20 protein-coding genes and 1 pseudogene are annotated in these 24,157 nt (G+C 41.7%); 5 read left to right on the top strand and 16 right to left on the bottom strand.

Annotation, left to right across the window (positions count from 1 at the left end):
• Nucleotides 1–36 precede the first annotated feature (36 nt).
• Entirely contained in the window at nt 37–246 is a 210-nt protein-coding gene (locus tag BK120_RS00195) for a hypothetical protein (RefSeq protein ID WP_076265468.1), read from the top strand.
• Nucleotides 247–466: 220 nt separating this feature from the next.
• Here BK120_RS00195 and BK120_RS00190 read toward each other — a convergent pair whose 3' ends face one another.
• The 11 genes from BK120_RS00190 to BK120_RS00140 all read right to left on the bottom strand — a co-directional run bounded on the left by BK120_RS00190 (nt 467) and on the right by BK120_RS00140 (nt 14,545).
• Nucleotides 467–1,072 carry a DUF1349 domain-containing protein gene (locus BK120_RS00190; protein ID WP_076265467.1) on the bottom strand — a complete coding sequence of 202 codons (606 nt, stop codon included), beginning with the start codon at nt 1,070–1,072 and terminating at the stop codon, nt 467–469.
• A 699-nt stretch (nt 1,073–1,771) separates the two neighbouring features.
• The gene (locus BK120_RS00185) at nt 1,772–3,070 is read right to left on the bottom strand and encodes an MFS transporter (protein WP_256710742.1); all 1,299 of its coding nucleotides are present in this window, start codon (nt 3,068–3,070) and stop codon (nt 1,772–1,774) included.
• 298 nt (nt 3,071–3,368) lie between these two features.
• Nucleotides 3,369–4,262, bottom strand: coding sequence for a LysR family transcriptional regulator (locus tag BK120_RS00180; protein WP_076265465.1), 894 nt, complete (start codon nt 4,260–4,262; stop codon nt 3,369–3,371).
• Between the two features lie 173 nt (nt 4,263–4,435).
• Nucleotides 4,436–5,074, bottom strand: a complete 639-nt coding sequence (locus tag BK120_RS00175) for an HD domain-containing protein (protein ID WP_076265464.1) — start codon at nt 5,072–5,074, stop codon at nt 4,436–4,438.
• Nucleotides 5,075–5,523: 449 nt separating this feature from the next.
• The gene (locus tag BK120_RS00170; RefSeq protein WP_076265463.1) at nt 5,524–6,522 is read right to left on the bottom strand and encodes a phytanoyl-CoA dioxygenase family protein; all 999 of its coding nucleotides are present in this window, start codon (nt 6,520–6,522) and stop codon (nt 5,524–5,526) included.
• Between the two features lie 93 nt (nt 6,523–6,615).
• A complete protein-coding gene (locus BK120_RS00165; protein ID WP_076265462.1) occupies nt 6,616–7,524 on the bottom strand; it encodes an AraC family transcriptional regulator in 909 nt (302 codons plus the stop codon).
• Between the two features lie 329 nt (nt 7,525–7,853).
• On the bottom strand, nt 7,854–8,687 hold the full coding sequence (locus BK120_RS00160; protein WP_076265461.1) for a carbohydrate ABC transporter permease: 834 nt from the start codon (nt 8,685–8,687) through the stop codon (nt 7,854–7,856).
• A 24-nt stretch (nt 8,688–8,711) separates the two neighbouring features.
• The gene (locus BK120_RS00155; RefSeq protein ID WP_076266068.1) at nt 8,712–9,590 is read right to left on the bottom strand and encodes a carbohydrate ABC transporter permease; all 879 of its coding nucleotides are present in this window, start codon (nt 9,588–9,590) and stop codon (nt 8,712–8,714) included.
• A 166-nt stretch (nt 9,591–9,756) separates the two neighbouring features.
• Nucleotides 9,757–11,097, bottom strand: a complete 1,341-nt coding sequence (locus tag BK120_RS00150; protein ID WP_076265460.1) for an ABC transporter substrate-binding protein — start codon at nt 11,095–11,097, stop codon at nt 9,757–9,759.
• A 138-nt stretch (nt 11,098–11,235) separates the two neighbouring features.
• Nucleotides 11,236–12,795 carry a response regulator transcription factor gene (locus BK120_RS00145; RefSeq protein ID WP_076265459.1) on the bottom strand — a complete coding sequence of 520 codons (1,560 nt, stop codon included), beginning with the start codon at nt 12,793–12,795 and terminating at the stop codon, nt 11,236–11,238.
• Nucleotides 12,773–14,545, bottom strand: coding sequence for a cache domain-containing sensor histidine kinase (locus tag BK120_RS00140; protein ID WP_076265458.1), 1,773 nt, complete (start codon nt 14,543–14,545; stop codon nt 12,773–12,775). Before BK120_RS00140 ends, BK120_RS00145 begins: the two co-directional genes overlap by 23 nt.
• A 254-nt stretch (nt 14,546–14,799) precedes the next feature.
• Between BK120_RS00140 and BK120_RS35095 the strand changes: the two genes are divergently transcribed.
• The gene (locus BK120_RS35095) at nt 14,800–14,970 is read left to right on the top strand and encodes a hypothetical protein (RefSeq protein ID WP_179089710.1); all 171 of its coding nucleotides are present in this window, start codon (nt 14,800–14,802) and stop codon (nt 14,968–14,970) included.
• Between the two features lie 377 nt (nt 14,971–15,347).
• On the opposite strand, the gene BK120_RS00135 is transcribed toward BK120_RS35095, so the two are convergent.
• The 4 genes and pseudogenes from BK120_RS00135 to BK120_RS00120 all read right to left on the bottom strand — a co-directional run.
• Nucleotides 15,348–15,968, bottom strand: coding sequence for a chloramphenicol phosphotransferase CPT family protein (locus tag BK120_RS00135; RefSeq protein WP_076265457.1), 621 nt, complete (start codon nt 15,966–15,968; stop codon nt 15,348–15,350).
• Nucleotides 15,969–16,014: 46 nt separating this feature from the next.
• The gene (locus tag BK120_RS00130; RefSeq protein ID WP_076265456.1) at nt 16,015–16,614 is read right to left on the bottom strand and encodes a chloramphenicol phosphotransferase CPT family protein; all 600 of its coding nucleotides are present in this window, start codon (nt 16,612–16,614) and stop codon (nt 16,015–16,017) included.
• Between the two features lie 479 nt (nt 16,615–17,093).
• Nucleotides 17,094–18,548: an alpha/beta hydrolase family protein gene (locus tag BK120_RS00125; RefSeq protein ID WP_076265455.1), complete on the bottom strand. Its 1,455-nt coding sequence runs from the start codon at nt 18,546–18,548 to the stop codon at nt 17,094–17,096.
• A 157-nt stretch (nt 18,549–18,705) separates the two neighbouring features.
• Nucleotides 18,706–18,970, bottom strand: a pseudogene (locus tag BK120_RS00120) (alpha/beta hydrolase); the annotation flags it as partial.
• Between the two features lie 920 nt (nt 18,971–19,890).
• On the opposite strand from BK120_RS00120, the gene BK120_RS00110 reads away from it, so the two are divergent.
• From BK120_RS00110 to BK120_RS00100, 3 genes are all read left to right on the top strand, one after another.
• Nucleotides 19,891–21,084, top strand: a complete 1,194-nt coding sequence (locus tag BK120_RS00110; protein ID WP_076265454.1) for an MFS transporter — start codon at nt 19,891–19,893, stop codon at nt 21,082–21,084.
• Nucleotides 21,085–21,090: 6 nt separating this feature from the next.
• Complete coding sequence (locus tag BK120_RS00105) at nt 21,091–21,543, top strand: heme-binding protein (RefSeq protein WP_179089709.1); 453 nt, start codon at nt 21,091–21,093, stop codon at nt 21,541–21,543.
• Nucleotides 21,544–21,865: 322 nt separating this feature from the next.
• Nucleotides 21,866–22,600 (top strand): IclR family transcriptional regulator, encoded by a 735-nt coding sequence (locus tag BK120_RS00100; RefSeq protein WP_076265452.1) that lies wholly within the window; start codon nt 21,866–21,868, stop codon nt 22,598–22,600.
• Nucleotides 22,601–23,042: 442 nt separating this feature from the next.
• Here BK120_RS00100 and BK120_RS00095 read toward each other — a convergent pair whose 3' ends face one another.
• Nucleotides 23,043–24,074, bottom strand: coding sequence for a peptidylprolyl isomerase (locus tag BK120_RS00095; RefSeq protein ID WP_076265451.1), 1,032 nt, complete (start codon nt 24,072–24,074; stop codon nt 23,043–23,045).
• Between the last annotated feature and the right edge of the window lie 83 nt (nt 24,075–24,157).

Raw genomic sequence — 24,157 nt, 5'->3', positions numbered from 1 at the left:
GCATAAGGAATAATAGCTCAGAGGTGAGATATTATTATGAAAGCTTATATCATCGTATCTACTTTTTCAGCCGTCTGGATTGTTATGGTGTATATGTTTTTATCTGACTACTATTGGTACCAAAGGATTGCTGCTGGAACATGGGGATTTATACTTGTGAATGCCATTACGCTGATTCCCGTACTGCTATGTTTTTTTATTGCTGATCGGCTTCAGCCTGTCGAGAAATCGGTAGATTCGCAATAAATTGACTTTATGCGTTCTTCGTTATCTCTTTATACGAATAATGCCAATGAAGATATTAAGAAGTATTCGAGTTCGGTCAGTTCGCCACAGGAATACCGGTGTATTAAAATAAAAAAGCTGGGATAATCCCACACTTATTTGGGGTTATCGCAGCTTAATCAGTTTCTTATACCTTGGAAAAAACCTCTTTATATCTGTTAACAAACACATTCGAATCAAGTTATACACCATACCGAATATTGTTAACCCTTGTATTTGTCAATGAAAAGTTTTGAAAGACTCGTTCTCCACCTTTTCCTATTGGCGCTTGCGCAACAAGTCCCACCTTGATTGTCTTATCGACTGGCAAGCTAAAGAATCGCATCATATCAAACTTAACCCCATCCAACGAATAATGGAATGAAAATGAGTTATCAACTCTTGCAACCTGTAACCATACATGATTTCCGTTAATGTTACACCCGTTAGCGTCATCCGAATTATGATTTGTGACAACACTTACTACAGCGTGTGTACCAAAATCTGTCTGTTCGAAGCATGCTTTAGCCCACACCTGAAGATCTTGCATAACCATAATGGTCGCCGCATCGTAAGTATCCCTGAAATCATGAGAAACCTGAACACGCATCACAAAATCGCCAGTAACATCTGTGTAATAAAATGGTGCATTGCAAAGATTTTCCGGTGTAATTCCTGTTTCGGAAACGGCTCCATTATTGCAGAAGAAATCACTTTCTGCAGGGGCTTCAATAATCAGTTTGTCATTTTCATAGGTTGCCTTGCTTTCATTAATCCACTTAAAATTGTTAAATATTGAATTTCCCATTTGAGATTCTCCTTTGTTTAGATAAAGTATGATGCAAATTACTAGTTTAAGTAGCAGATTGCTTAAATACATAGTACCATTTTAAGCTGAAACAACGATATATTAACCTAGATTCATCGAGGCAGGAAGTCCCAACTGATATCTGTGTTGATTGTAAGAGATTGTAATAATGAAAATAGCGGTCTATCTCTCTTTTTAATTATTTCAAACTTTTACATTTTTCTCAATAAAAATGATCATTTATATGACCGATAATAGACTCCTAAGGGGCATTACATCATTTGAATACTATAACTATTCAAGCGGACCTTCAATTTCTGCTCCTACCTTTGTAGATCACCTGCTAAGCCCAAAACACCCAAGAGTCATTGCGATATAAAAATCATTATGACGGACACGTATCTGGAATCGACGTAACACTAAGAAAAGTGCTTCAGCAATTCATGATTGCTCAACCAATGAAAAAAGTAGATGTTGTAAATCCTCCTTCATCATAGTCATACATATTAAATTCAATCTTGAGCACCGTTTCCTTCATAATTGTTATCTCCCTAATCTCTTACCCACTTTTGGTTAAGCTTATCTACTTTAAACTCACGCTGAAGCAGGTATTCCGCAACGTGTGCACCTACAGTGCTTCATAACAATAATTTTGATATGTTTTTATAATATTCAGATTTTAATGCGGAAATTGGCTTATTAATTGCTCTTCTCGAGCAGAGTAGTTACTTCCGCTTCACGATTAAGTTCAATTTTCTGCCTCCGATGATGGAAAAAGTAATAAATGATAAGTGTAAATAACATGATTAGTCCACCGATCAGGTACATCATGTGATAGCTTGTCATTGCTGCAAGAAAACCGAGCAAATAGGATCCTATTCCATATCCTGAGTCAAAAAACACTAAAAACGTACTCATAGCAACTCCCCTGCGATGACTAGGTGAAGCTTTAACCGCAATGGTCATAAAGGTAGGAAAAACAGCACCATATCCGAGTCCAATAATTCCTGCTGCAATAAGAAATACAGATGCCGAATAAGCTTGGCTTAACCAGACCATCCCGAAAATGAATAAGAGCATTCCTGAATAAGCAAGGATATGCTCTCCTTTTCGATCGAATAATCGCCCGGTAAAAGGTCGAGTTAGTAGGATCATTAATGCCAAAACCACAAAGAAATAGCTTGCAATACTCTCCAGCCCAAGCGTTTTGGCATATACTGAGATAAATGTAGATAAGGCACCATAAGAAAACGCAAGTAAAAAACCAACTATGGAAATAGGCATCGCCAGCGGCTCAAAGTAACGGCGAAACCCTTTAACAAATACCATTGAGGTTGCATTCACGTGACTTGGGAACCTTGTAATAACCCCGCACAATAAGGAAAGCAGTGAAAAGACAGCAACCGCAATGAACATAACACTATAGTTAATTTGCGTTGTTATCCATAAGCCTATAAATGGCCCAATTACCATTGCGAGACTCATAAACAAACTAAAATACCCAACTCCTTCTCCTTTCCGATGTTCAGGGATAATGTCCAAAACAATGATTGAAGAGGATGTAGTCACCATCCCAAAAGCAAAACCATGAATAACACGCAATACGAGCAGGGTCGAATAGTTGTCAATCCATGTGTACGACAAACTACATATCGTAGAAATAATTAAAGTAATAACTAAAATTTTTCGTTTACTTATCTCGTTTAACCACTTTCCGGTTAAAGGTCTTGAAATGACCGCAGTAATAACAAAAAACGTGATAACAAGTCCGATGCCTTCCCTACTCCCATGCAGCTCATCGAGTACAAATTGCGGTAAGGTAACGGCTAACATATAAAAGGTCAAGAAGATAAAAAAATGACTTAAACAAATCGTTACAAAATCCCGACTCCATAATCTACCCACTCCGACCCCTTCTTTCTTTAAAATAAAACAAATCACCTCCCACACTTTGCAGTGTTTCATATTACAATGATAATCAAGCAACTGCCAAGGCAAAAGCTCGGTCCAGTTTGTGTTTATTTTGTTCTTGTATATTTGAATAATAAAACAACAGTTTTATATGCACTGAGGGATCCCATTCGATTGTTAATCGTTTCGAACTTCTACAAAGGATGTGTACTGGCATGTGAGGACTTCGATCCCTTTTTGTGATATCCACGATGTCCAACACTCAATGCATTCCTTTGGATATGGATACTCAAAATGTGATAGTACTGTTTGCACTTTTAAAGAATGGCTTACGGTCGATTCAGCACGCTATCTTTTCATGCCAGGTCAAAATTTTTGGACAGATTTAATTAGATAGTCCAAGTTTTCTTATTTGTTCTTGAAGAAGCTCGGTAAATTTTAGAACTGTTTGCCCCCTATATTTTTCCTTGTGATAAATTAGTCCAACTTGCCGACTAAATGGGGCTTCCTCAATACTCAATGTTCTTATTCCAGGCCTATTCCACTGCTTAATCAAGGTTTCTGAAAGGATGGAGCCCCCTACTCCTGCTTCAATAAGGCTGATAATTGTTTCAATTGAATCGGTTTCGATGGCAGGTCGTATATGAATATTCCTGAGGCTGCAGATGGCATCAATCTGCTGCCGACACTGATAATTCTCCGGAAACAAAACAAGGGAGATGTCCTTAAGATCCCCTAAGCTTACTTGGGTTCTCTCCGCTAGGGGATGATCAGCATTGACTACTAAATAAAGCACATCGTCGTAAAGGGGCTGAGAATCGATTCGTTCATCATGGACAGGAGTAATAGTAAGCGCAAGGTCGATCTCGTTATGAAGCAAGCGTTCCGCAACATTATCCGCGGTAATGATTCTAACCTGCACTTCTGAATAGGCATCATGAAAATCCGGCAGTAGCCGGCAAACAAGCGAATTTAATTCGCCAGGCAAAACCCCCACGGCTAGACGCCCTCGTTTGATTTCTTGCAGTTCCTGAATTTCTTCCCGTACGCTTTCAAGGCTGTGAAATACGGTTTGGCAATGTTTTAGCAAAATAAATCCTGCCTCAGTAATGGCTATCTTCTTTCCTATCCGATCGAATAAAGGTAAACCCAATTCGTCCTCAAGTGCTTTTATCTGGTGGCTAAGTGTAGGCTGCGTGACACCTAACTTCTCGGATGCTCTTGTAAAATGCAGCTCGTGACAAATTTCCATGAAATATTCCAATTGCCGGATTTCCATCCTGTACCCCCAATTTCCTGAACTCTTTATAGAATCATATTATAATCAACGATTTAGAGTCATAGTCAGCTTGCATTATAGATAATTTTAGATAAACAAAACAATCCCCGACTGCTGTCCGACGGGGATTATTAAAAGAGCAGCCTTTAAAGAATCACTTTCGCTAAAAAAACTTACTCATGCCATGGCGAATGAAGTACACAATCGCAAAAGTCGATTCGTTTGAATCCGGGGAGCAACCGGGCACATACATCTGCCTTGATATTGCCAAAGGTCGTTTCCGGTTTATGAGCAAACCCCTCAAGAAATGCCGGTAAAATTTTGTTCTTAAATCCATCACGCGGATAAGCCGATGTTACTTGGTTTCGCATCTCTTCGGTAAGTGCATCAAAGTTTTCTCCCATCACATCATAGCCAACGCCAGAGTAAATCAAGGCGACTTCCGATTCTTTATACTGGGCCACTCCAATGGTTGTATGCAAGGCGATGGCATCCCATACGAGCCGTGCAGATTCTTCCGGTACCCCATAACTTCGTAAAAAGTTACGTGCTGCATTAGCTCCGTCCACCTCAAAACGTTTATCTGGACTGCTGTAGCGCTTGGTAAGTCCTAGGTCGTGGAACAAAGCGCTGATATACAGCAGCTCTGAATCATACTTAACATTATTTCTTTTTCCCATCAGTGCACCAAATAGATACACCCGGTGGGAATGATTCCATAATAAGTCGTTTCCATACTCTCGAAGTATCTCTGCGGCTGCTTTAGCCAGCGAGCTGTCTGGTATTTGAATATCTGCAACAAAATTTGACATGAACAGATCCTCCTTATAAGTTTGTTTAATTAGGGGTGTTTATGAAGTTAATTGTATGTTTTCAATAATCATTGATCAATATTATTGTTTCTATCATTATCATAGATATAACGCATGATTTTATAGATACATAGTTTGGAATCGTCATACTCTCACCCCAGACGAGACAACAGGAAGTAGACGGCTATCAGTAGAATATAATGATTTCTTTGAGATAAAAAAAGATCCACATCCACTTGAAGTGCACTTGATATGTATAGATGTTTACACAAAGCAGTCGCCCCAAGCTATGAACCCGCTTGAGGCGACTGGATTTTATTTGTTTGAATATGGTTGGAACCGTCAAGCTAACAAAATCGGTCAATTCACGGTCAACCTGATCCAGAACAAACACTTTCACTGTATAGGGCGAATTATTTAGCAGTATACAATCCATATATCCATACTGCTTATTCGCCTTTTTCCATTCCAATCGGCATCATCATACCATTATCCATCCCCATCATTGTAACGCTGCTCGATTCTTCTTCTCCGTCTGCCAAATAAACCTCAGTTCCAAATGCTGGCTCAGAATAAGGGAGGTTTGTGTTTCCGCGGACGAGAATTTGACGATAATTCCCTGAATGACCTTCGAATCCGTCATGGTCCCATGGAACCCAAGAACGTGCATTGCAATAATGGCAAACGAATGAGCGTCGGTAGCGATCCTGAGTACGATTCGGATAGGAGCGATGAAGTAGATGCGAATGGAAAAATAAAACATCTCCAGGACTTAGCCGAACGGGTATGGCTGGAGGATAGTTTGCGACAACCTTAGAAAGCGTATTCACATTATCGTCCAAATGGCTCACATTCTGCACACCATTCAAATCCTCGAATGCATCCACCGCGTGCACATTTCCTCCTCCAACACCATCGGGAGGATATATGGGTTCGTGGTTCGAACCGGGTACAACCCATAAGCAGCCATTTTCTTCATCTGCTTCCTCTAAAGCGATCCACGCTCCGATTAACGTATCCGGATGCGTCTTAATATAGCATGCATCCTGATGCCAGCCTTGACCGCCTTTTCCAGGAGGATTTAAGAAAAGCATGGACTGAAGAGCGTATACATCCGGCCCGACCAACGCCTCTGTAACATCGACTATTCGAGGGTTAAGCATGCCCCTCTCCGCAGCTCCGCTGAAACGAGACATCATGTGAATTCGTGTCGCCTTTGCAAATTCCTCTTTGAGAGGGTCCTTGCTATCACGATCTGCCTGATTATCCAGCTGAAGGCTATTAAGCCTTGATTGCTCTGCTAATTCATATAGCTCGTCGATGTCTTCTTTTGACAATAAGTTTCTGACAATTAAGTAGCCTTCTCTGTGATATTGGGAATAATCCTTCACGCTTACTAAATAGCGGTTATCCCTCGCACGTGATTTAGGTATATAAAACTTCCCCATAACCAGTTCACTCCCTCGATTTATATGCCTACCCCCTAATTTTAGCGTGATGAGGCAGCACTCTCCATAGTCTAAAACCGGCAAATGATGTGTTTATTTGACCAAGGAATTCACCAAAATATTTCGATTTAATGGATAAGGCGTGTACGGGTCCAATACGGAAACCGTATGGCGAAATAAGGGATCCTGGCACCTTTTTATGTAATCCGATGCCGTTATTCCACGAACTTTTTTATACATTTTTGAGAAATGGTGTTCATCACCGAAGCCTACCGAATAGGCAATCTGTTTCACTGTGCCGGTGCCCCTCATCATCAATATCTCAGCACGCCGAAACCGTAATTCGAGCAGCATCCGTTTGGGGGACATGCCCGTGGTAGCGACAAACATTCGTGTGAAGTATTCATGTGACCAGCCCGATATCGCTGCGATTTCTTCAATCTTTACGGAATCGGTCAAATGCTCTTCCATATAGTTAATCGCGTGTTGAATAGGAACAGGCAAGGGAATCGCTTCCCCTTCCGCAACTTGTGAGGAAAAGGACGATAGTTCTTCTAGAGAGGCGGAAATCAAAACGGCAAGCCTTCTCCGCCAATACGCAGGCTGGTGATTCGCAATCCAAAGTATTTTCTCCATTAAGCCAGTTACGAGCATATGGCGCCCTGCCAGGAACATATGCCCCTCTCGGAGCAAGGACACGAATCGTTCGTCCGCTTTCCGCAGTGAGGCATAATCAAAATGCACAAACAAATGCCGTACGTTTTTTTCCGGCGCGAACCGGTAGGTATGCCATTCACCTGGGCGTGTGAATATGAAGCATGGCTCATTAAGAACAAATAGGCTTCCGCCTATCTCATATTCCGTTTGGGTACCATCGGGAAAGTAGACTAATTCGAAATCATCAATTTGCCTGGGCCCCAGCACAAACCCAGCTTGGATGACAAAGTCTCCTGCGTTATGGACTAAGGGCAAGTGAAAGGTCTCTTGCTCATGTTCACTCATATTCATCAACTCCCTCTATATCCAATATGTGCAGTCAAAGGAATTATTTTATTTGTCCCTTCGCTTGAAGATATCATATTTCCCCTCCGAACAGTATGTATGAAAAAACGAAACCATATTTTTCCCTCTATTCAACTTCATCTTCATAAAAAAATGGACATCTTCGTTCCTAAGAAACGGATGCCCACATGTATTATGTAACAATATATAAAAATACTAAGAATTATAGGTTCGACAACGTAGGAGAAATACGGGGCTCGCTGGCATCGCTATACGATAAGGAAACGGATGGAGGTCTCTTAGGTCTCAACCCGTTTTTTATGTTCGGTTTATCCTTTTATGCCGGACAGTGTTACCCCTTCAATAATATAACGCTGTCCGATCATGTAAACGACCAATACCGGGAGCAGAGCGATTGAAGCACCAGCCATCATCAGAGTCCAGTCCGTCGCATACATGCCGCGGTATAGATTCAGCATCATAGGTACCGTAAATTGCTCCGGGCTGTTGAGAAAGATAAGCGGATAAAAGAAATTGTTCCACATGCCCAGAAACGTAAATATTCCGAGTGCTGAAAGCGCAGGCTTGACAAGCGGAAGCATGATGCGCGTATAGATCGTAAAGCGATTGGCACCATCCACAATGGCTGCTTCTTCCATTTCCTTCGGGATGCCTCTGAAAAATTGGCGGAGCAGAAAAACGCCAAAGGCATTTAATAAGGCAGCAGGCACGATGATCGACTGATGCGTATCGAGCCAACCGAAATTTTTCATCATCAAGTACAGCGGGATGATTGTCACTTGTCCGGGCACCATCATCGTTGCTAGAAACAATATGAACAGCGGTTCCCGGAATGGGAACCGGATTTTGGCGAAAGCGTATGCAGCCATTGAGCATGTTATCAGCTGCGCGAATACGACGATGACATTAATATAAAAGCTGTTAAAGTAAGCTCGCCCGAAAGGCAAGGCCGTCAACGAAGTTTTGAAATTGGACCATACGAACGGTTCTGGAATCCATTTAGGCGGAACGACGAATACTTGGGACAAATCTTTTAGTGCACTGAGTATCATCCATAGGAAAGGCAGCCCCATGACGCAGGCCCCAATGATCAGCACGACATGAAGCACCATCGTTGAGGGTTGAAGCTTTTTCGAATTCATGAGTTTTCTCCTTCCCGGTCATCCTTATTCTTCGTAATGAACCCAACGTTTGGATATTTTCATCTGCAGCAAGGTCAGCGTCAATATCATCGCAAATAGCGTGACAGCGGCCGATGTGCTTGTTCCGAAGGTAAAATCAACAAATGCCGAGTCATATATATGGTATACAAGTGTATAACTGGCTTTTGCCGGTCCACCCGAGGTCATGACAAAGGATTGATCAAACACCTGAAAGGATCCGATCACTGACATGATGGTGACAAAAAATGTAGTCGATGACAACAAAGGAACCGTAATATGCCGCAGCTGCTGCCATTTGCTGGCGCCGTCAATTTGTGCAGCCTCGTAATATGTCGCGGATATTCCCTGTAATCCCGCAAGGAAAAGCACCATACTCCCTCCAAGTCCCATCCATATGCTAAGCAGCGCAATGGAAGGCATTACGAACCGCGTGTCTGTCAGCCAACGGGGACCTTCAATGCCGAACCAATCTTTTAAGTATAAATTAATCAGCCCGAAATCCGCGTTAAAGAGCCACATGAAAACGACTGCTACCGCTACGGACATCGTAATGTTAGGCATAAAATAAATAAGCCGGTAAAGGATCTTTCCTTTTACTTTATTTAAGCCAATAGCAACAAGCATCGCCAGAATAATGCCGGTCGGTACGGTGAGAACGGTATAATACAGCGTGTTAACTAGCGCGATTCTGAAATCGGGATCTTTAAACTGCCCCACGAAATTGTCCAGTCCGACAAAGGTCCGTTCACCGAAGCCGTCCCAGCTCATTAGACTGATGGCGAAAGCCAATATTAGCGGAATCAACGAAAAGATAACTAAACCGACCATTTGCGGAAAGATGAAAAAATATCCCCAGAGGCTGTCCACCGTCTTCGTCCTCATGAAGTGACGTTTCGAATCTGTTTGGTCTATTGACGGAGAGGGCCCATTATTAACGGCCGTTTTCATATCGATGTAAGCCACCTTTCTTCTATTATAGTAAGAAGGAAGGGATTTCCGAATGTTCGAAAGGCCCCTTCCATTTCCTTGTGAAAGGACTGCTGGCTGCTTATTTTTTTCCTTTGTATTCCTCAATCTTCTTGTTCGCCAATGCCTCGATTTCCTTCATTGCTGTATCCAAATCCTCGTTTTTCAGCCATAGCGCCTCAAAACGGGAATTAATATCATTACTTAGACCGGGAATACCCGCTTCAAACGGAGTTAATGCATAACCGATTTCACGAGCATCCAGGAAAAACTGCGCATGCTCGGGAAGGTTCCCTTCAAGCACCACTTCGTCTGCTCCCGATACCGAAGGAACGGCATTGCCGCCTCCTTGAAGACGATAGGTTTGACCTTCCTTATTGACGAATTCCGATAAGAAGGTGTACGCCGCCTCTTTATGCTTGGTAGTCTTATTCAGTACCATATAGGCTGTCGGGATACCTGCGGGCTCGATTTTGTTGCCGGTATTTGTCGGCCAAGTGACGATATCGTACTCGAGGCTATCGTTTTTCTTGAACAGCGGCAGGTACCAGCGCCCTGCGCCGACAAAACCAACCTGATTGGACATAAACATCGCATCGCCGCCTTGTCCTTTTGGAAGCGTGCCGGCAAATGTAATGTTTTTACTCTTGACGTTATCATATAAGAATCGGAATGCTTCGACCGCTTTTGGATCCGTGTAGCCGATATATTTGCCATTGTCGTCATAAACCTTTCCGCCGTTAGAGGTTACCCAACTGTGTGTGCTGTTCCATGCATTATCAAGTACATAACCATATTTGCCGCTTTCACGGATTTTGTCGGTCATTTCCTTAAAAGCGTCCCAGTTCCACTGACCATTTATCTGCAAATCGGCGGGCATTTCAGTAATGCCTGCGTCCTTTAAAACCTTCTTGTTATACCAAAGCACCATCGGGTTATTGTCTACCGTTGCCCCGTATATTTTACCGTCGCGCTCAGCGGCTCCCCATAGGCCCGGGAAGAAATCCTCTTTCTTAACCGCGCTTCTTGCATCATCCATTAACGGCGTGAGTTCCTCTATGCTGCCGTTTTCAATCAGTTTAACAATAAAAGCGTCACCGGCATAAAAAATGTCAGGGGCCGTTCCGCCACTCAATTGCGTTAAGATTTTTTGATCGTACTCCCCAGGGATCGGGATTAACTCCGCTTCAATTTCAGGATGCTTCTTATTAAAATCGTTTGTGAAATCTTGAAACCTTGTTAATTCTCCCGGATTCCCCCATGTAGCCCACTTGATTTTTACTTTCCCCTCTTTTGGACTGTTTGTTCCGGCTTCTTCTCCATTAGACACTCCGTTGTTGCCACCACCGCTCGTACCGCAGGCTTGAATCAAAGCAGACACAGCAATAATCATGATGAGTAGAGACCATTTGAGCTTTTTCATTCTCTTTTTCCTCCCTCAAAATATCTAATTTTCATTCAAAAATATTTTGTAAGCGCTTTAATTATAGTTCATTGTCAAAGTGGGTTTGAACGGTTTATGTTCCGAAAGAGTGTCTTGTTTTCCGCAATTAGCGTTATTTTATTTTCGCAACAAACCTTGAAATTCAGCTGGAGATACACCTACGATCTTTTTAAATTGCTTGCTAAAATATTTTACGTCGTTAAAACCAGACTGCTCGGCTACCTCATACACCTTGAGCGATGATCCTTGCAGCAGCTCCTTCGCTTTCTTTACGCGCAAGGCGATCAGGTGGTCGATGAAGTTCTCTCCTGTCACACGTTTGAACATTTCGCTGAAATAATTCCTGCTTACATTTACCGCATCAGCCACTTCCTGCAGGGAGATCGATTCCCTATAATGGCTCTTGATATAGTCAGCGGCCTCCATTACGATCCTTTGGTGCAATGTTTTATCCGGCCGCGAAGAGTCTTCACCACCCACGATTGTTTGGTAGCCATCTTTTACATGTTGAATGACCTCAGTGACATAACCCAGCCTGCCGAGCTCCCGGATTTTCCGGATGATGGAAGAATCAGCGTCTTTGAATACGGCAAACAGGCTAAGCAATTCCTCTGCCTCCTGCAGCACTTCCTCTTTCGATCGATATTGCGGTAACCAATGCTTCATAATTTCATTTATCATTTGTTCTGATCTGGAATGAAAGCCCATCGTTAACGACTCTTTGAGTTCGTGTAAGGCTGCCGCAAAAGGATAGGGCGATGCCGAAATGGAATCCATTTGCTCCTCCGCAGCAAGCAAGCGACACGGTCCGTGGAAGAAACCGACCGCGAGCATTTTTTTCGCCTCCATGGAGGCATTCTGAAGGTCAAGATAATTCTCATAAACGATGCTGAGTCCTATGGATACGTCCAATAGGTTCGACTCCGTATGCTGCGAAAATTGCTCGATAAGCTCATAAAACGTGACATGCGGGTTTGGGTGGTGTACAGGAAGAGCAGCCAAAAGCAAGTCCGGACGAAGCATGACCGACACAAAGGAACCAAATGCTTGATAGAGTGCCTGTTTGAGCACTTCTCCCAGCTCTGTTAGGAGATCATTCCTTTCAGCATCCGTTTTTCCAAATACGTTGATCCCCAAAGCGGCAATGCGGTAGCTTACTTCCGGGCATTCTGTCTTTATTCGTTCGATAGCAGCCGGGTCGCCGCATAGCGCCTTGCAGAATGTCTTCTCCAGCATTTTCTGCTTATTAACGAGCTGTTGGTCTTCAAACTGCTGAACGATTTGTCTGTTCTCGCTTTCTTCCTGAAGCTTTTTTTTCATTTGATTCAGAACCGTTATGAGTGAATCCGAATTAAGTGTTGGCTTCAAGATATAATCGCTGGCCCCTAACCGGATTCCTTCCCGTACATATTCGAAATCATTATGACAGCTGAGCAGCAACACCTTGACCCAAGGACATAATTCTTTAGTCTTGCGCGTGAGCTCGAGTCCATCCATCACAGGCATAGCAATGTCGGTGATCAATATATCAATCTCTTGATTCTGAATCCATTTCATTGCGTTTTGCCCGTTTGACGCTTCACCAACCAATGTAAATCCGTGCCTCTCCCAATCAAAAGTGGTACGAAGCCCGATTCGCGCTATCTTCTCGTCATCAACCAATAGCACTCTGTACATAGGTTTCCTCCTTAGAATCGGCAATCGTAATAAGCACCCGTGTCCCTTCGTTTTTGATGCTTGAGATGCTGAGCCCGTATGTACTTCCGTAATATAACTGAATGGTCTGATGAACATGATTCAGCCCGATATTGGTCATCCCTTTATTGCTGCGCTCTTTATCGTTCATCTGCAGTTGATGAAGCCTTCCCTCATCTATTCCGATACCGTCGTCGGTTATTTTGACCACGATATTTTGTCCGATTTGTTCGACTTCGATTTCAATCGATCCATCTGCATCCTTTGGAGCGATCCCATGGAAAATGGCGTTCTCGACGATGGGCTGAAGCAGCATTCGAGGAATTTGAATTTTTTTGAGCTCCTCCCGGCAATGGATATTTAAGCTGATTTTGTTATCATAACGGTATTCCTGAATGATCATATATTTCTGGAGCAATTCAAGCTCCTCCCCGAGCGGAATGAAAACGCCATTCCGTTCAAGACTGCCTTCCAATAATTGAACCAGCGTAGTGACGGCGTTGTCGACATCATTGGTCCGGTTTAATTTAGCCATCCATCTTATCGAGTTCAACGTATTATAAAGAAAGTGAGGGTTAATCTGATAGCGGAGCGCTCGAACCTCCGCCTTTTTTTTCTCTGATTCCTCCTTGGCAATTCGAGCGATTAACAGATCGATCTGTTTGATCATTTTATTAAAGCTGCGGCCCAGCTGCCCAATCTCGTTCCGGCCGACGCTTTTGCTCCGGACGCTCAGGTCGCCGTTCTCGCCTTTACGCATTAATCGGCTCAGATTAACTAACGGATTACCGATTTTTCGGGTAACGAAATACCCCATGCCTATTGCCGAAAGGATGCAGCAAAGTGCAATCCACATCGTGAATTTCCGGATACTAGCTGAATCGGCTGTCAGTTCCTCGAGAGGTACAACCCCAACCACATCCCAGCCGTTATACAGGCGTTCAGGAATCACCAGCGTGCTTTTGTTGTCTTTGTTATATTCCGTCGCTTGCGACGGAAGGATGAGGTTGGACTCTTTTCCATACTGCTTGGAATCCGGATGATAGAAATAACGGTTCTTGTCATTGGTGACGTAGATGTAACCCGTATCCCCAAATTGAACGCGGTCAAGCTCATCGATCAGAACCTGGCCCATGATCTCAAAGAACATCACGCCGATAATGTCGCCGGTTTCCCAGCTTCGTATGGCGCGGCCAAGGCCGAATACAGGAAACCCCATTTCCGTTTTCTTTAAATAAGAGTTTTGAGAGAGTCCGAACCATACGCTATTACCATTCGCTTCCAATATTGCTTTATACCAGTCGGAATCCCATTGATCCAGAGACACCAAGGAGTCCGAGCTTAATACCGAATTGTTGCGGTTCACATCGAATATATAGATATCGAGGATTTCTGACGAATTGATCATGATGGATGTTAGGATGTCTTGTCCATCTTGAATCTTGAGCGTGGTTTCATATAACTTCTCTTTCGATTGTTCCTTCAAAATATTGTGGATGACCTTACTGTTTAACAGCATCATGGACGAATCATCAAGCTTTTTGAAATAAAGGTTCAGCTTGTCACTCACCTGTGTAATCGTAAGAGAGGCTACCTTACTGACTTGTTCCTCTACGATAGAGGACGATTTATGATAAGACAAAAAACCCATGACCAGAACGGGAAGCGTCATGCCAATAAAGCAGAACCAAAAGAGTTGGGCTACAATGGAATGAAAATGACGGAAACGCATAGTCGTTCCTCCTTTATATTCAACATTAGTTTGCTGAACCTCTATATTACTCAAACTATAACAGCGCTTACAATAGTTCATATTAAAATAAATAGATTATCTTCTACTCTTTCTCTTTTTTTATAAAGGTGCATTTTGCAATAATCAAAGCCCCCGCACCATAAGGTTTTCTGAGCATAATAAAGAGACTCCACCCTGACTTGGAGAAGTTTTCAAGTAACCAACCCGAAAACGAGCCAAGCAAGTGAAGTCACTTGTATATTCTCCAAGAAAGCCTATTTTTCTTTAACAAACTGCAAGCACCGCTTGAGAACATCGAATCCTTCCGCAACAAGTGGTTCGGCTACAAGCTTCATCTTTCCGCTGATGGCAGTTCTGACGATCTTCTTAACGAACTGGCAATCGCATTTGAAATTGGGTTTTAACCTCTGGACAAAAGAATAATGACAGAACTCATAATCGAAAAATAATTCCTAAAAAATTACAGAGATACATTTCAAATGGGGGATTAGCGGTGATTCATTTTATTAAGTCCTTGCATAGGAATAATGAGGCTTTTCAAAAAAAAACACCCCGAAGGGCGAAGCATGTTCCTCCACTATCGTACCCGTTAACTTAATAAAATGAGCATGCCACTGTAGTGCCTGCTCATACATGTATGTTTTTCAACTATCGTTATTCGATGATTGAATAGTAACGGGGGTTGAGGCTTAATATCATACGTAATCTGACCCAAGCCCTACCTAGTAGATAATGTGACTGTTGCGCTTTCAGAGTCGTTTCAGAGTGTACACTCCACCACCTACGTCATGTCCTTAAGACGCTGGAAAGCTGAGGGCGGCGACTCCTCTTCGAGGCGCTGGCGGATCAGAGCGGCACACTCTTCGGAACTAAGCACCGAGGTGTCAACCTCCAGATCATAGATACCAGGCATATGGACAGCCTGCTGCCACAATCTCACCGGCTTTGGCACAGATCCGTCCTCTTCGTAGCCGGAATTCCAAGTAGCGATCCTCCGCTGCATAACAACCTCTAATGGACACCGCACACCCACAAACAAAACCGGCAGTCCACTCAGAGTCCGGGCACAGCTGGGAAGAATCCCCCGCGGGATCGAATAAGCATCGTGGTGACCGACATCAACTACAACATTCAGCCCCAAGCGGCTGTGCGCAGCAATAGACTCATACATGGCTTGATAAAGGGTCACAATGAGTGGCTCAAGGTCGGGGCGTTCCCCACCTGGCCGAAGCCCAATCCCTGGCCGGTAGCGTTCAGGGGTCATCTGCATGAACCGGTCGACTCCCATGTTCATCCATACACCCTCGAACGTATTCTGAATCACAGTGGCAATACTGGACTTCCCTGACCGCGGAGTCCCGTTTAAAATAATAATCTGTCCGGGCTCATCTACCTGTAACATTTGCTTCCCCCTTGATTGTAATGAATAAAAGTTCCTGGTCTAAACCTCAAGACGCTGGAAATCCGGCCACATCTTGGAGGCGCTGGCGGATCAGGGCAGCACACTCTTCAGAACTGAGCACCGAGGTGTCAACCTCCAAGTCATAGTTGCCAGGCATATGGACAGCCTGCTGCCATAATCTCACTGGCTTTGGCACAGATCCGTCCTCTTCGTAACCGGAATTCCAGGTAGCGATCCGCCGCTGCATGACAACCTCTAATGGGCATCTTACACCCACAAACAAAACAGGCAATCCACTCAGGATCCGGGCACAGCTCGGAAGAATCCCCCGCGGAATCGAATAAGCATCATGGTGCCAGACATCCACCACGACATTCAGTCCCAGACGGCTGTGGGCAGCAATGGCTTCATACATGGCTTGATACAGGATCACAATGAGAGGCTCAAGGTCGGGGCGTTCCCCACCTGGTCGAAGCGATATCCCAGGCTGGTAGTGTTCTGGGGTCATTTTCTTGAACTGACTGCCCCCAACGTTCATCCATACACCCTCAAACATATTCTGGATCGCGATGGCAATGCTTGACTTCCCAGCCCGCGGATTGCCGTTCAGAATGACTATTTGTCCGAGTTTATGTTCTTGTGACATACGTTTCCCTCCATTCAATGATTTCGTTCATACTGTAAATGTTTTTCCATCATTGGAAGTTACAATATAGATTGTAGCAACTATATGGCTAATGGAATAGTCTGTAATTTTAATATAATAAGGCGTAAAATTGAATAAGAACATAATCATATCTTGTTGTGCTATTCTGCCCGTTCATATTATGGTTCAACTAAATAGATCCTTATGCCGCAGCCATTGTCAGATAGGTCACTTAATAAGCAAAAAAAAAACCACCCCGAAGGGTGGTCCGTACTCATGATGAATATTTCTTCATATTAGAATGCTGCTCATTAGCGCAGTGAGGCTGCCATTACATGCCTGCAGTCTCGTCTTGGTTATTGTTAAGCTAAAGTTACCTGTTAGTTTAATACCATGTTATTGCATAATATTTTATTTTAATCCATTTTGTTAACTGCTGTTCACTTACAGCTACACTCTACGCCTTCGGACATTTTCGTTTAAAGGTCTTCCGGCTTAATAAATTTCACCTCTGGATACATGTCGTTCGGACCCTGAATCAGATTTCCACCTGCTCCTTTCAATTGCTTATTAAAGAAATCGAGTACATATTGATTTACGATGCTTGTTCCTCTTTTACCATTTATATCTCCTGTTATTCCAGTCAGTTTAATCAACTCAGAATAGAATTGAAGGTCCGTGAAATTGAAGTGTTGGGTACCTTCTACATAAATCGCACTTCCCCCCTGATTGATAACATTTTTAATAATGTGCAGCTCATCTGAAAGTTGTTTATTTATTTCGTTATCCGAACTTTTATCATTTTTAAAATCTACTAACCAGTCTTTAAAAATTCCCGATCTAATAAACATAAAAGGTTTGTTTATAACATCTCTATTTTCCAATTCAAATAGTGACCCGTCCATATTAATCCCAGCCTTGATTCTATGATCTAAATAAGTTGTATTAAACGCCGTTGCTCCCCCAAAAGAATGCCCCATCACGCCTATGTTATTTAAATCTATTATCCCTTTAAATTGACTTTCGATTGCACCTGAATTAAGCTTTTCAATTTGGTTGATTACAAACTCTACATCTTGTGTCCATATATTTCCAATTCTTCTGCGTTCATCTATTGTTGTCATCTTTGTTTTATAGTCCGTTACACGGCCATCCGGAAAAATGGTAGCAAAGGTGCTATACGTATGATCGATTGTGACCACGATATACCCATGACTGGCCAGATTCTCGGCTTGTGATGCATGTAGAACTCTACTGGTTCCCATTCCGTGAGATAGCAGTACCAAGGGATAAGGGCTTGTAGAAGGTAATATTTCTACATTATCATAAGAGTTGGTTTTACTATACTTCCAGTAATCGAACACAAAATCGGGAAGGTTTAAAGAATTAGAGTATGTCTGAATATACTTTTTGAACATTTCTTTATCTTTTGGAAAAAGAGCTTCTCTCTTGTTGTTATTGCCCTTTTCAGTAGGGTACCAAACTTGAACCATTAGTTCCCTCTTATCGCTTTGATCTTCAGTTAAGACTTCATCTCTGTTCTGATCTGTAAAATGAAAAGTTTGAGTACCCACTTTCTCTGGACCATCAAGCTTAGGCAAATGAAAGACAGGCAAGTATACAGACAAGCTGGTAGATACAACAAGTAGAATGACGATTAGGGAAGATAAACTATATTTCAATGGCTTCCCTATTTTTAGGTTCACCATCTTTTCTGATTGCCTGAGTAAAACGATGAGTATGAAAAGAGCCGTCATAATATATACCAAAAGCAACTGCCATCTGTATCCCTCGACAAACAATTGAACTACAAATATAACGCCACTTCCTATACACAAAACATGTCCTGTTTTCTTTGCACCTCTTTTCATTAACAATAGATCTACGAGTAAAGCGAAACAGGATAGAACTAAAAGTATCTCAAATAATCTCATTTGAATTCCTCTCTTTCATCACGGACTTTTACAGGTTATTTACTTCGCTTCGTTCATGAATGCGCTCAGCTATTTCTTTAAATTTGGTATGGTATAAATAATGTGATTATTTGTTAATGTTAAGTCAATCGCCACAACATTGTATTATGGAGATAGTTTCATCAATGAGCAGCTTAAATTCAAGCGATGGTGCAGCTGTTCCATAACTTGGAAGATGTACGTTTCCCGTCTACAGATACGTGCTGGCCGTAGGGCTCTATCTTTTTCGCCTCCGAATTGCTACTGATCACATTCGTGATATAAAAAATACCTAGAAACAGAACAATGGCGATTACGATTGCTCCTAGTATTTTAAGTATAATGTTTCGTACTTTCTTGGCCCTCGATCCATTCTACGTCTTCTTTTCCTCTGGTTGTGTCACTCTCATCTCCCCTGTCTTGAACTGTTTGTTGGATTTGCTTCTTTGATGCTAATGAAATCTTAACCAATGAATATGTATTCCCCGTGACGTCAATATGAACTGAATATGAACAAGCAAATAAATTAATAATTGAATCCTGTATTAGCTTCTCGTGCTCGGGAATCCATCTGTCCGTTGCCGGGCGATTCGCTTGGATAAAGAAAATAACTCACACTTTCCGATTCAATCATTCTTCGAACCAACAACGCGTATTCATCCTCGTTCCTAAGTTTCTCACGGACTTGCTGCTTGTCACATAATTGAATGACTATTTCTCAGGTAGCTTAATAATGTTGTTTCTTTATTAGAAACTTTCAAACATTTTTTGAAAAACCTCTATGATTTACCTATGATTAGGCCAAGCTGCATGTGTTTTTCTGATATTTTAGCAACTGAACATTATCTCTTTAGGAGTGATGCATTATGAACTATTGAACATTTGGTAAGAGAACAATGTCATTCTGGAATACACCTTTTTCACTTATCACATCGCAGGAAGAGTAAACGAGATGTTCAACTGGCTGTTGATAAAAACGGATAATTGATGATGACATCAAAATAGCCCTACCTACCCTCCCTGAGTTTTGGGCTGACGAAGATGCCATAATCGCACATGTAAATACCGATCATTACCAAACATACCTCAAAAATACAAAAACTATAATTGCTACCACGGAAGTTTATCATTTGGAAAACATTGAATTATAAGATCAAAGCACATGAAAGTACGTTGTTTTCGTTTAAGTTAATATCATTCGATTTTCGTAATGGTATTATCATTTATCTACCGAGAAAAAGTTTCTTTTATAGAAACTCTTTCTCTTTATTTGAACTTATTTAAGTTCTCACTTAATATTGGCCTACGTAAAGGAGGTGAAAGTATGAATTCAAAAATCCTTATAGCACTAATGTCACTTGCGTTAAGTGCTTTTGCCATTGGAACGACAGAATTTGTTATTGTCGGTATTCTGCAAGAGGTAGCCACAGATCTTGGCATATCAGTAACCCAAGCTGGGACACTGGTGTCTGGGTATGCAGTTGCCCTTGCTATTGGAACCCCGATCGTCGTAGTTATTACCGGGAAACTGCCTAAAAAAGGATATCTGGTGTTCCTCATGATCGTGTTCACTGCAGGGAATGCTCTGGCAGCAATAGCTTCTACCTATTCCATGTTGCTCTTATCAAGGATAATTACTGCTGTTGCTCACGGTGTATTTTTCGCTGTTGCAGCTACAGTGGCCGCAGATATGGTTCCTGCTAACCAAAAAGGCACCGCCATTTCCATCATGTTCACGGGGTTAACCGTTGCTACCATTCTAGGTGTTCCCCTTGGAACATATATCGGACAGGAATTTGGTTGGCGGATGTCATTTGCCGTGGTCGCTGTATTAGGGCTAATCGCTTTGTTGGTCAGTATTATAGCCGTAGAAAAAGTCCCGCGTTCAAAGCACTCACCGAGCCTTAGAGATGTTGGAAGTTTGATTTTCAATCCTCGGATCATCACTGCACTGCTAATGACGGTACTGGGTTTCGGCGGAACCTTCGCCTTATTTACGTATATCTCTCCTATCCTTAAAGAGATTAGCGGATACTCAGCCTCGTCTATTTCATGGCTGCTGTTGGTTTACGGTGTTGCAGTGGCAATTGGGAATATTATCGGGGGGAAATTAGCAAATGGGCATCCTGTCAAGGCGCTTCGATTCGTATTTCTATTTCAAGGCATTGCCCTGCTGCTGCAAATATGGCTACTGCCCAACAAGACGCTCACTATTTTGTCCCTTATATTAATGGGTTTCTTCGCCTTTATGATGTCTCCCGGCGTACAGGCCTACATTCTAATGCTTGCAGAAAAGCTGGTACCTTCTGCTAAGGATGTCGCTTCTGCATTAAACATCTCTGCATTTAATATTGGGATAGCTGCTGGTTCTACTTTGGGTGGGCTTGCTGTAGACCATAAGCATATTATGGATACGGCTTGGATCGGTGCAATTATGGCTGGATTCGCATTTTTACTCGCAGCTATAAACTACAGAATGGATAAGAAACAGAATCTTTTTGTTGAGGAGAGAGGATAAATGAACTTGAAATCATTAGACCTATTAGAGAAAGAATTGGAATTTACAAGTTTTAGCCATAAAGATGCGCTCGCCATTGGCAATCGGATTGTGCAGTATGCCCAAGAAAACAACGTAGCGGTGGCCGTGCATATTGAACGTAACCGAGTTCCTGTGTTTACGCATCTAATGGATGGTACTTCGGAAGAGAATTACGTATGGTTATTTCGTAAAAAACGGATCGTCGATCACTATAATCGCAGTTCTGCCTACATCAACCAGCGCTTTATCCAAAGCGGTGCATCTCATGAAGAACACTCTCTGTTATCCAATGCAGAGTATCAAGCAGTTGGCGGTTCTATTCCCATCCGTGTCAAAGGTGTTGGCGTAGCCGGGTCTGTAACGGTCGGAGGCTTGACGGGCGACTTAGATCATGCTTACGCAGTTGAGGGCATTCGCCTGTTTTTAAAAGGAGAATAAGTGGTCATGGTTATGGCCACTTTAATGATGAGAGGGTTGGGCGTAAAGCTCTTTCCCTCTCTTTTTCATTCATAATCAGTTCATCAAAAGCTACTTTCTATGTAACCTATTCATCCCTATCGTGCATATGTGAGCATGTGTGCTCACCATTTCACAAAAATACGGGGACCTGTGTTGCAGTGAATTAAGGGATCTGACAAATCAGAATCAATATTAATATTAATAGTTCCAAAATAAATACTAAAATTTCCCACATTCAGTAAATCTGAAACTGCATTGATAGTCATGAAGACAATATATAAAGAGGCTTAGAGGTGAAACAATGAAACAATATGAGGTTGCAACCCTAAAAAAAGGACTACTAATTCTAGACGCATTGCAGAAAGGTGCACCCATGAGACTGACTGAGATTATGCACCGGTTTAACCTTAACAAGTCTACAACTTTTCGTCTGCTCTATACGCTGGAAATGACAGGTTTTATTCAAAAAGATGGTCTCACGTACAAAGCTTCTGAATTAAAGGAGCACCATTCATCATCTGCAAACACTCGACTTAATTGGTTAGTTGTTCCATCCTTGCATCAATTAGCACTGGAACTAGGCGAAACCGCATATATCGGAGTTTTAGATGGGATGAATGTCATGACAGTACAAGTGGTGGAGGGTAATCATGCCATCCGTAGCCACACACGCGTAGGTGATTCCGCTTATGCCCATCTAAGTGCCTTTGGGAAAGTTATTCTGGCACACCTAAGCGATGAACAACAAAAAAAAATGCTTACACATCTTACCCAGCACAAAGCAACAAAGCATACTTTTGACGACAACCATTTATTAAAAGAGCATCTAAATGTAATCCGTCAACAAGGATACGCCATTGATGATGAAGAAACAGAAGTAGGTTTACGCTGCGTAGCTGCACCAATATTTTATAATGGTAAAGTAATCGCAGCATTGGCTATATCCGGCCCTGCTGCACGATTAAGCCGAAAGAGAGACCGTGCGGTAAGTAAAAAATTGAAGGAATGCAGTGCACAGATTTCCGGACTACTTTGATCCCATCAACTTCGAAAAGAATATAAACCCAAAAAGAAAATAATAAAAAGCTTATAAAAATGCTAATACCAAAATTAATAATTTGTATGGGAATTTTGGTGACCTTCTTAGTGAACTTGCAATCGCATTTGAACTTGATCTAGACCCACGAGATAAACGTATCATAACAGAACTTATTATATTCCAAACAGAACCATACAAATTTACTTTAGATGGGATGAAAAACAAGAGATTATCTACACAAAATCATCCTAGAAGAATAATAAGGTTTTATTTTTCTCAAAAAAAAACCACCCCGAAGGGTGGTCCGTACTCATAATGAGCACTATAGGATTTGGATAGGAGTGGAGAGTCCTGTCCTGAACCTGTAGTTTTTAGTGTTACATACGTAACCTGCAAACCAAATCGCTCGCGGGTTGATTCCTAAGCACTGTTTCATATATTACTCAACATTTAAATTATTATAAATTTTTTCAACAATTTTCACATCCGCCTCTTCAATAACATTTTGAACCAACTCTTCATATTTCTGTTCTAAAAAAATTTTTTTAACTTGTGCCTTAACTTCGTTAAAATCTTGAAAACCTCTTTCTTTATTCTCCATACATTTTATTATCGTGAGAGTATTATTTTCATCAATAATATTACTTATTTCACCAACACTTAATTTTTGGGCTTCACTAAGTAATTGCGGATTTAAATCATAGTCCGTTTTGGCGGTAATTTCATTAAACGTTTGAGTTTCAATCTTGATAACCTTATTGATGTTTTTTAGCTTCTCCAAGGAATCGCCATTTTGTAAACCTAATTCCAATTTTTTCATAAACGTGTGTGCATGCTCGTTTTTGTTCATAGTAAACTTCTCAACTTTAATCTGATATGCCCCCATAAAATACTTTTCTTTTAAATTCTCATATTCATCCAATAAGTCACTTTCTTTCATATTAAACTTTTTTTGGCCAAGTATTTTCTTAAGCTCTAAAACATTGTTCGTAAATACATGAGAAAAGTATTGATATTCGCTATATTGCTTTGGACCGTAAATAACCTGGTTATTTTCAACAGCAGTTTTTCTTCTTTTATTTTCTTTCTCTAACTCTTTCAACAACGCAGCGTAGGAAATATCGTTAATAACTCCATATTGCCTCGTCAGCATTTGTTCTGATTTAATTTTCACCATTTCTTTCAAGGCCATTTTTTTAGCATATTCGATTGGTTTTTCATCACCGTAAACATTGAACCAAAAATCCTTAAAATCATATATCCCATACTTGTTTGAAAAATAGTTATACGTTTTAGCAACATAATTATTTTTCAAAATGAGCATAAATTCGGATGCTTGAATCGGTTCGCCATTAATCGTCGCTACGGTTTGATCATTATTATCAAGAGGATGGTCGAAAAAAAGCGCTGTTAAAAATATTAAAGTCAGTACGATTATGACTGAACTTAAAAGTATTCCTTTCTTTGTCAAAGGTAACACTCCCTACTGTAAAGGATTAATGTCTCATTAATCCTTTTTTGGAATCTTGAAATTAGAGGCTGATTTCGAATCAG

The sequence above is a fragment of the Paenibacillus sp. FSL A5-0031 genome (genome assembly GCF_001956295.1).
GTDB lineage: Bacteria > Bacillota > Bacilli > Paenibacillales > Paenibacillaceae > Pristimantibacillus.
The sequence above is the reverse complement of the archived record's forward strand: the minus strand, read 5'-3'. Positions and strand labels throughout refer to the sequence as shown.

Coding starts and splice junctions, on each gene's coding strand:
- BK120_RS00130 (WP_076265456.1), bottom strand. CDS start 16,614: ATGTCACAAGAACATAAACTCGGACAAATAGTCATTCTGAACGGCAAT.
- BK120_RS00150 (WP_076265460.1), bottom strand. CDS start 11,097: ATGAAAAAGCTCAAATGGTCTCTACTCATCATGATTATTGCTGTGTCT.
- BK120_RS00160 (WP_076265461.1), bottom strand. CDS start 8,687: ATGAATTCGAAAAAGCTTCAACCCTCAACGATGGTGCTTCATGTCGTG.
- BK120_RS00195 (WP_076265468.1), top strand. CDS start 37: ATGAAAGCTTATATCATCGTATCTACTTTTTCAGCCGTCTGGATTGTT.
- BK120_RS00100 (WP_076265452.1), top strand. CDS start 21,866: ATGAAACAATATGAGGTTGCAACCCTAAAAAAAGGACTACTAATTCTA.
- BK120_RS00135 (WP_076265457.1), bottom strand. CDS start 15,968: ATGTTACAGGTAGATGAGCCCGGACAGATTATTATTTTAAACGGGACT.
- BK120_RS00165 (WP_076265462.1), bottom strand. CDS start 7,524: ATGAGTGAACATGAGCAAGAGACCTTTCACTTGCCCTTAGTCCATAAC.
- BK120_RS00180 (WP_076265465.1), bottom strand. CDS start 4,262: ATGGAAATCCGGCAATTGGAATATTTCATGGAAATTTGTCACGAGCTG.
- BK120_RS00125 (WP_076265455.1), bottom strand. CDS start 18,548: ATGAGATTATTTGAGATACTTTTAGTTCTATCCTGTTTCGCTTTACTC.
- BK120_RS00190 (WP_076265467.1), bottom strand. CDS start 1,072: ATGGGAAATTCAATATTTAACAATTTTAAGTGGATTAATGAAAGCAAG.
- BK120_RS00140 (WP_076265458.1), bottom strand. CDS start 14,545: ATGCGTTTCCGTCATTTTCATTCCATTGTAGCCCAACTCTTTTGGTTC.
- BK120_RS00110 (WP_076265454.1), top strand. CDS start 19,891: ATGAATTCAAAAATCCTTATAGCACTAATGTCACTTGCGTTAAGTGCT.
- BK120_RS00145 (WP_076265459.1), bottom strand. CDS start 12,795: ATGTACAGAGTGCTATTGGTTGATGACGAGAAGATAGCGCGAATCGGG.
- BK120_RS00155 (WP_076266068.1), bottom strand. CDS start 9,590: ATGAGGACGAAGACGGTGGACAGCCTCTGGGGATATTTTTTCATCTTT.
- BK120_RS00170 (WP_076265463.1), bottom strand. CDS start 6,522: ATGGGGAAGTTTTATATACCTAAATCACGTGCGAGGGATAACCGCTAT.
- BK120_RS00175 (WP_076265464.1), bottom strand. CDS start 5,074: ATGTCAAATTTTGTTGCAGATATTCAAATACCAGACAGCTCGCTGGCT.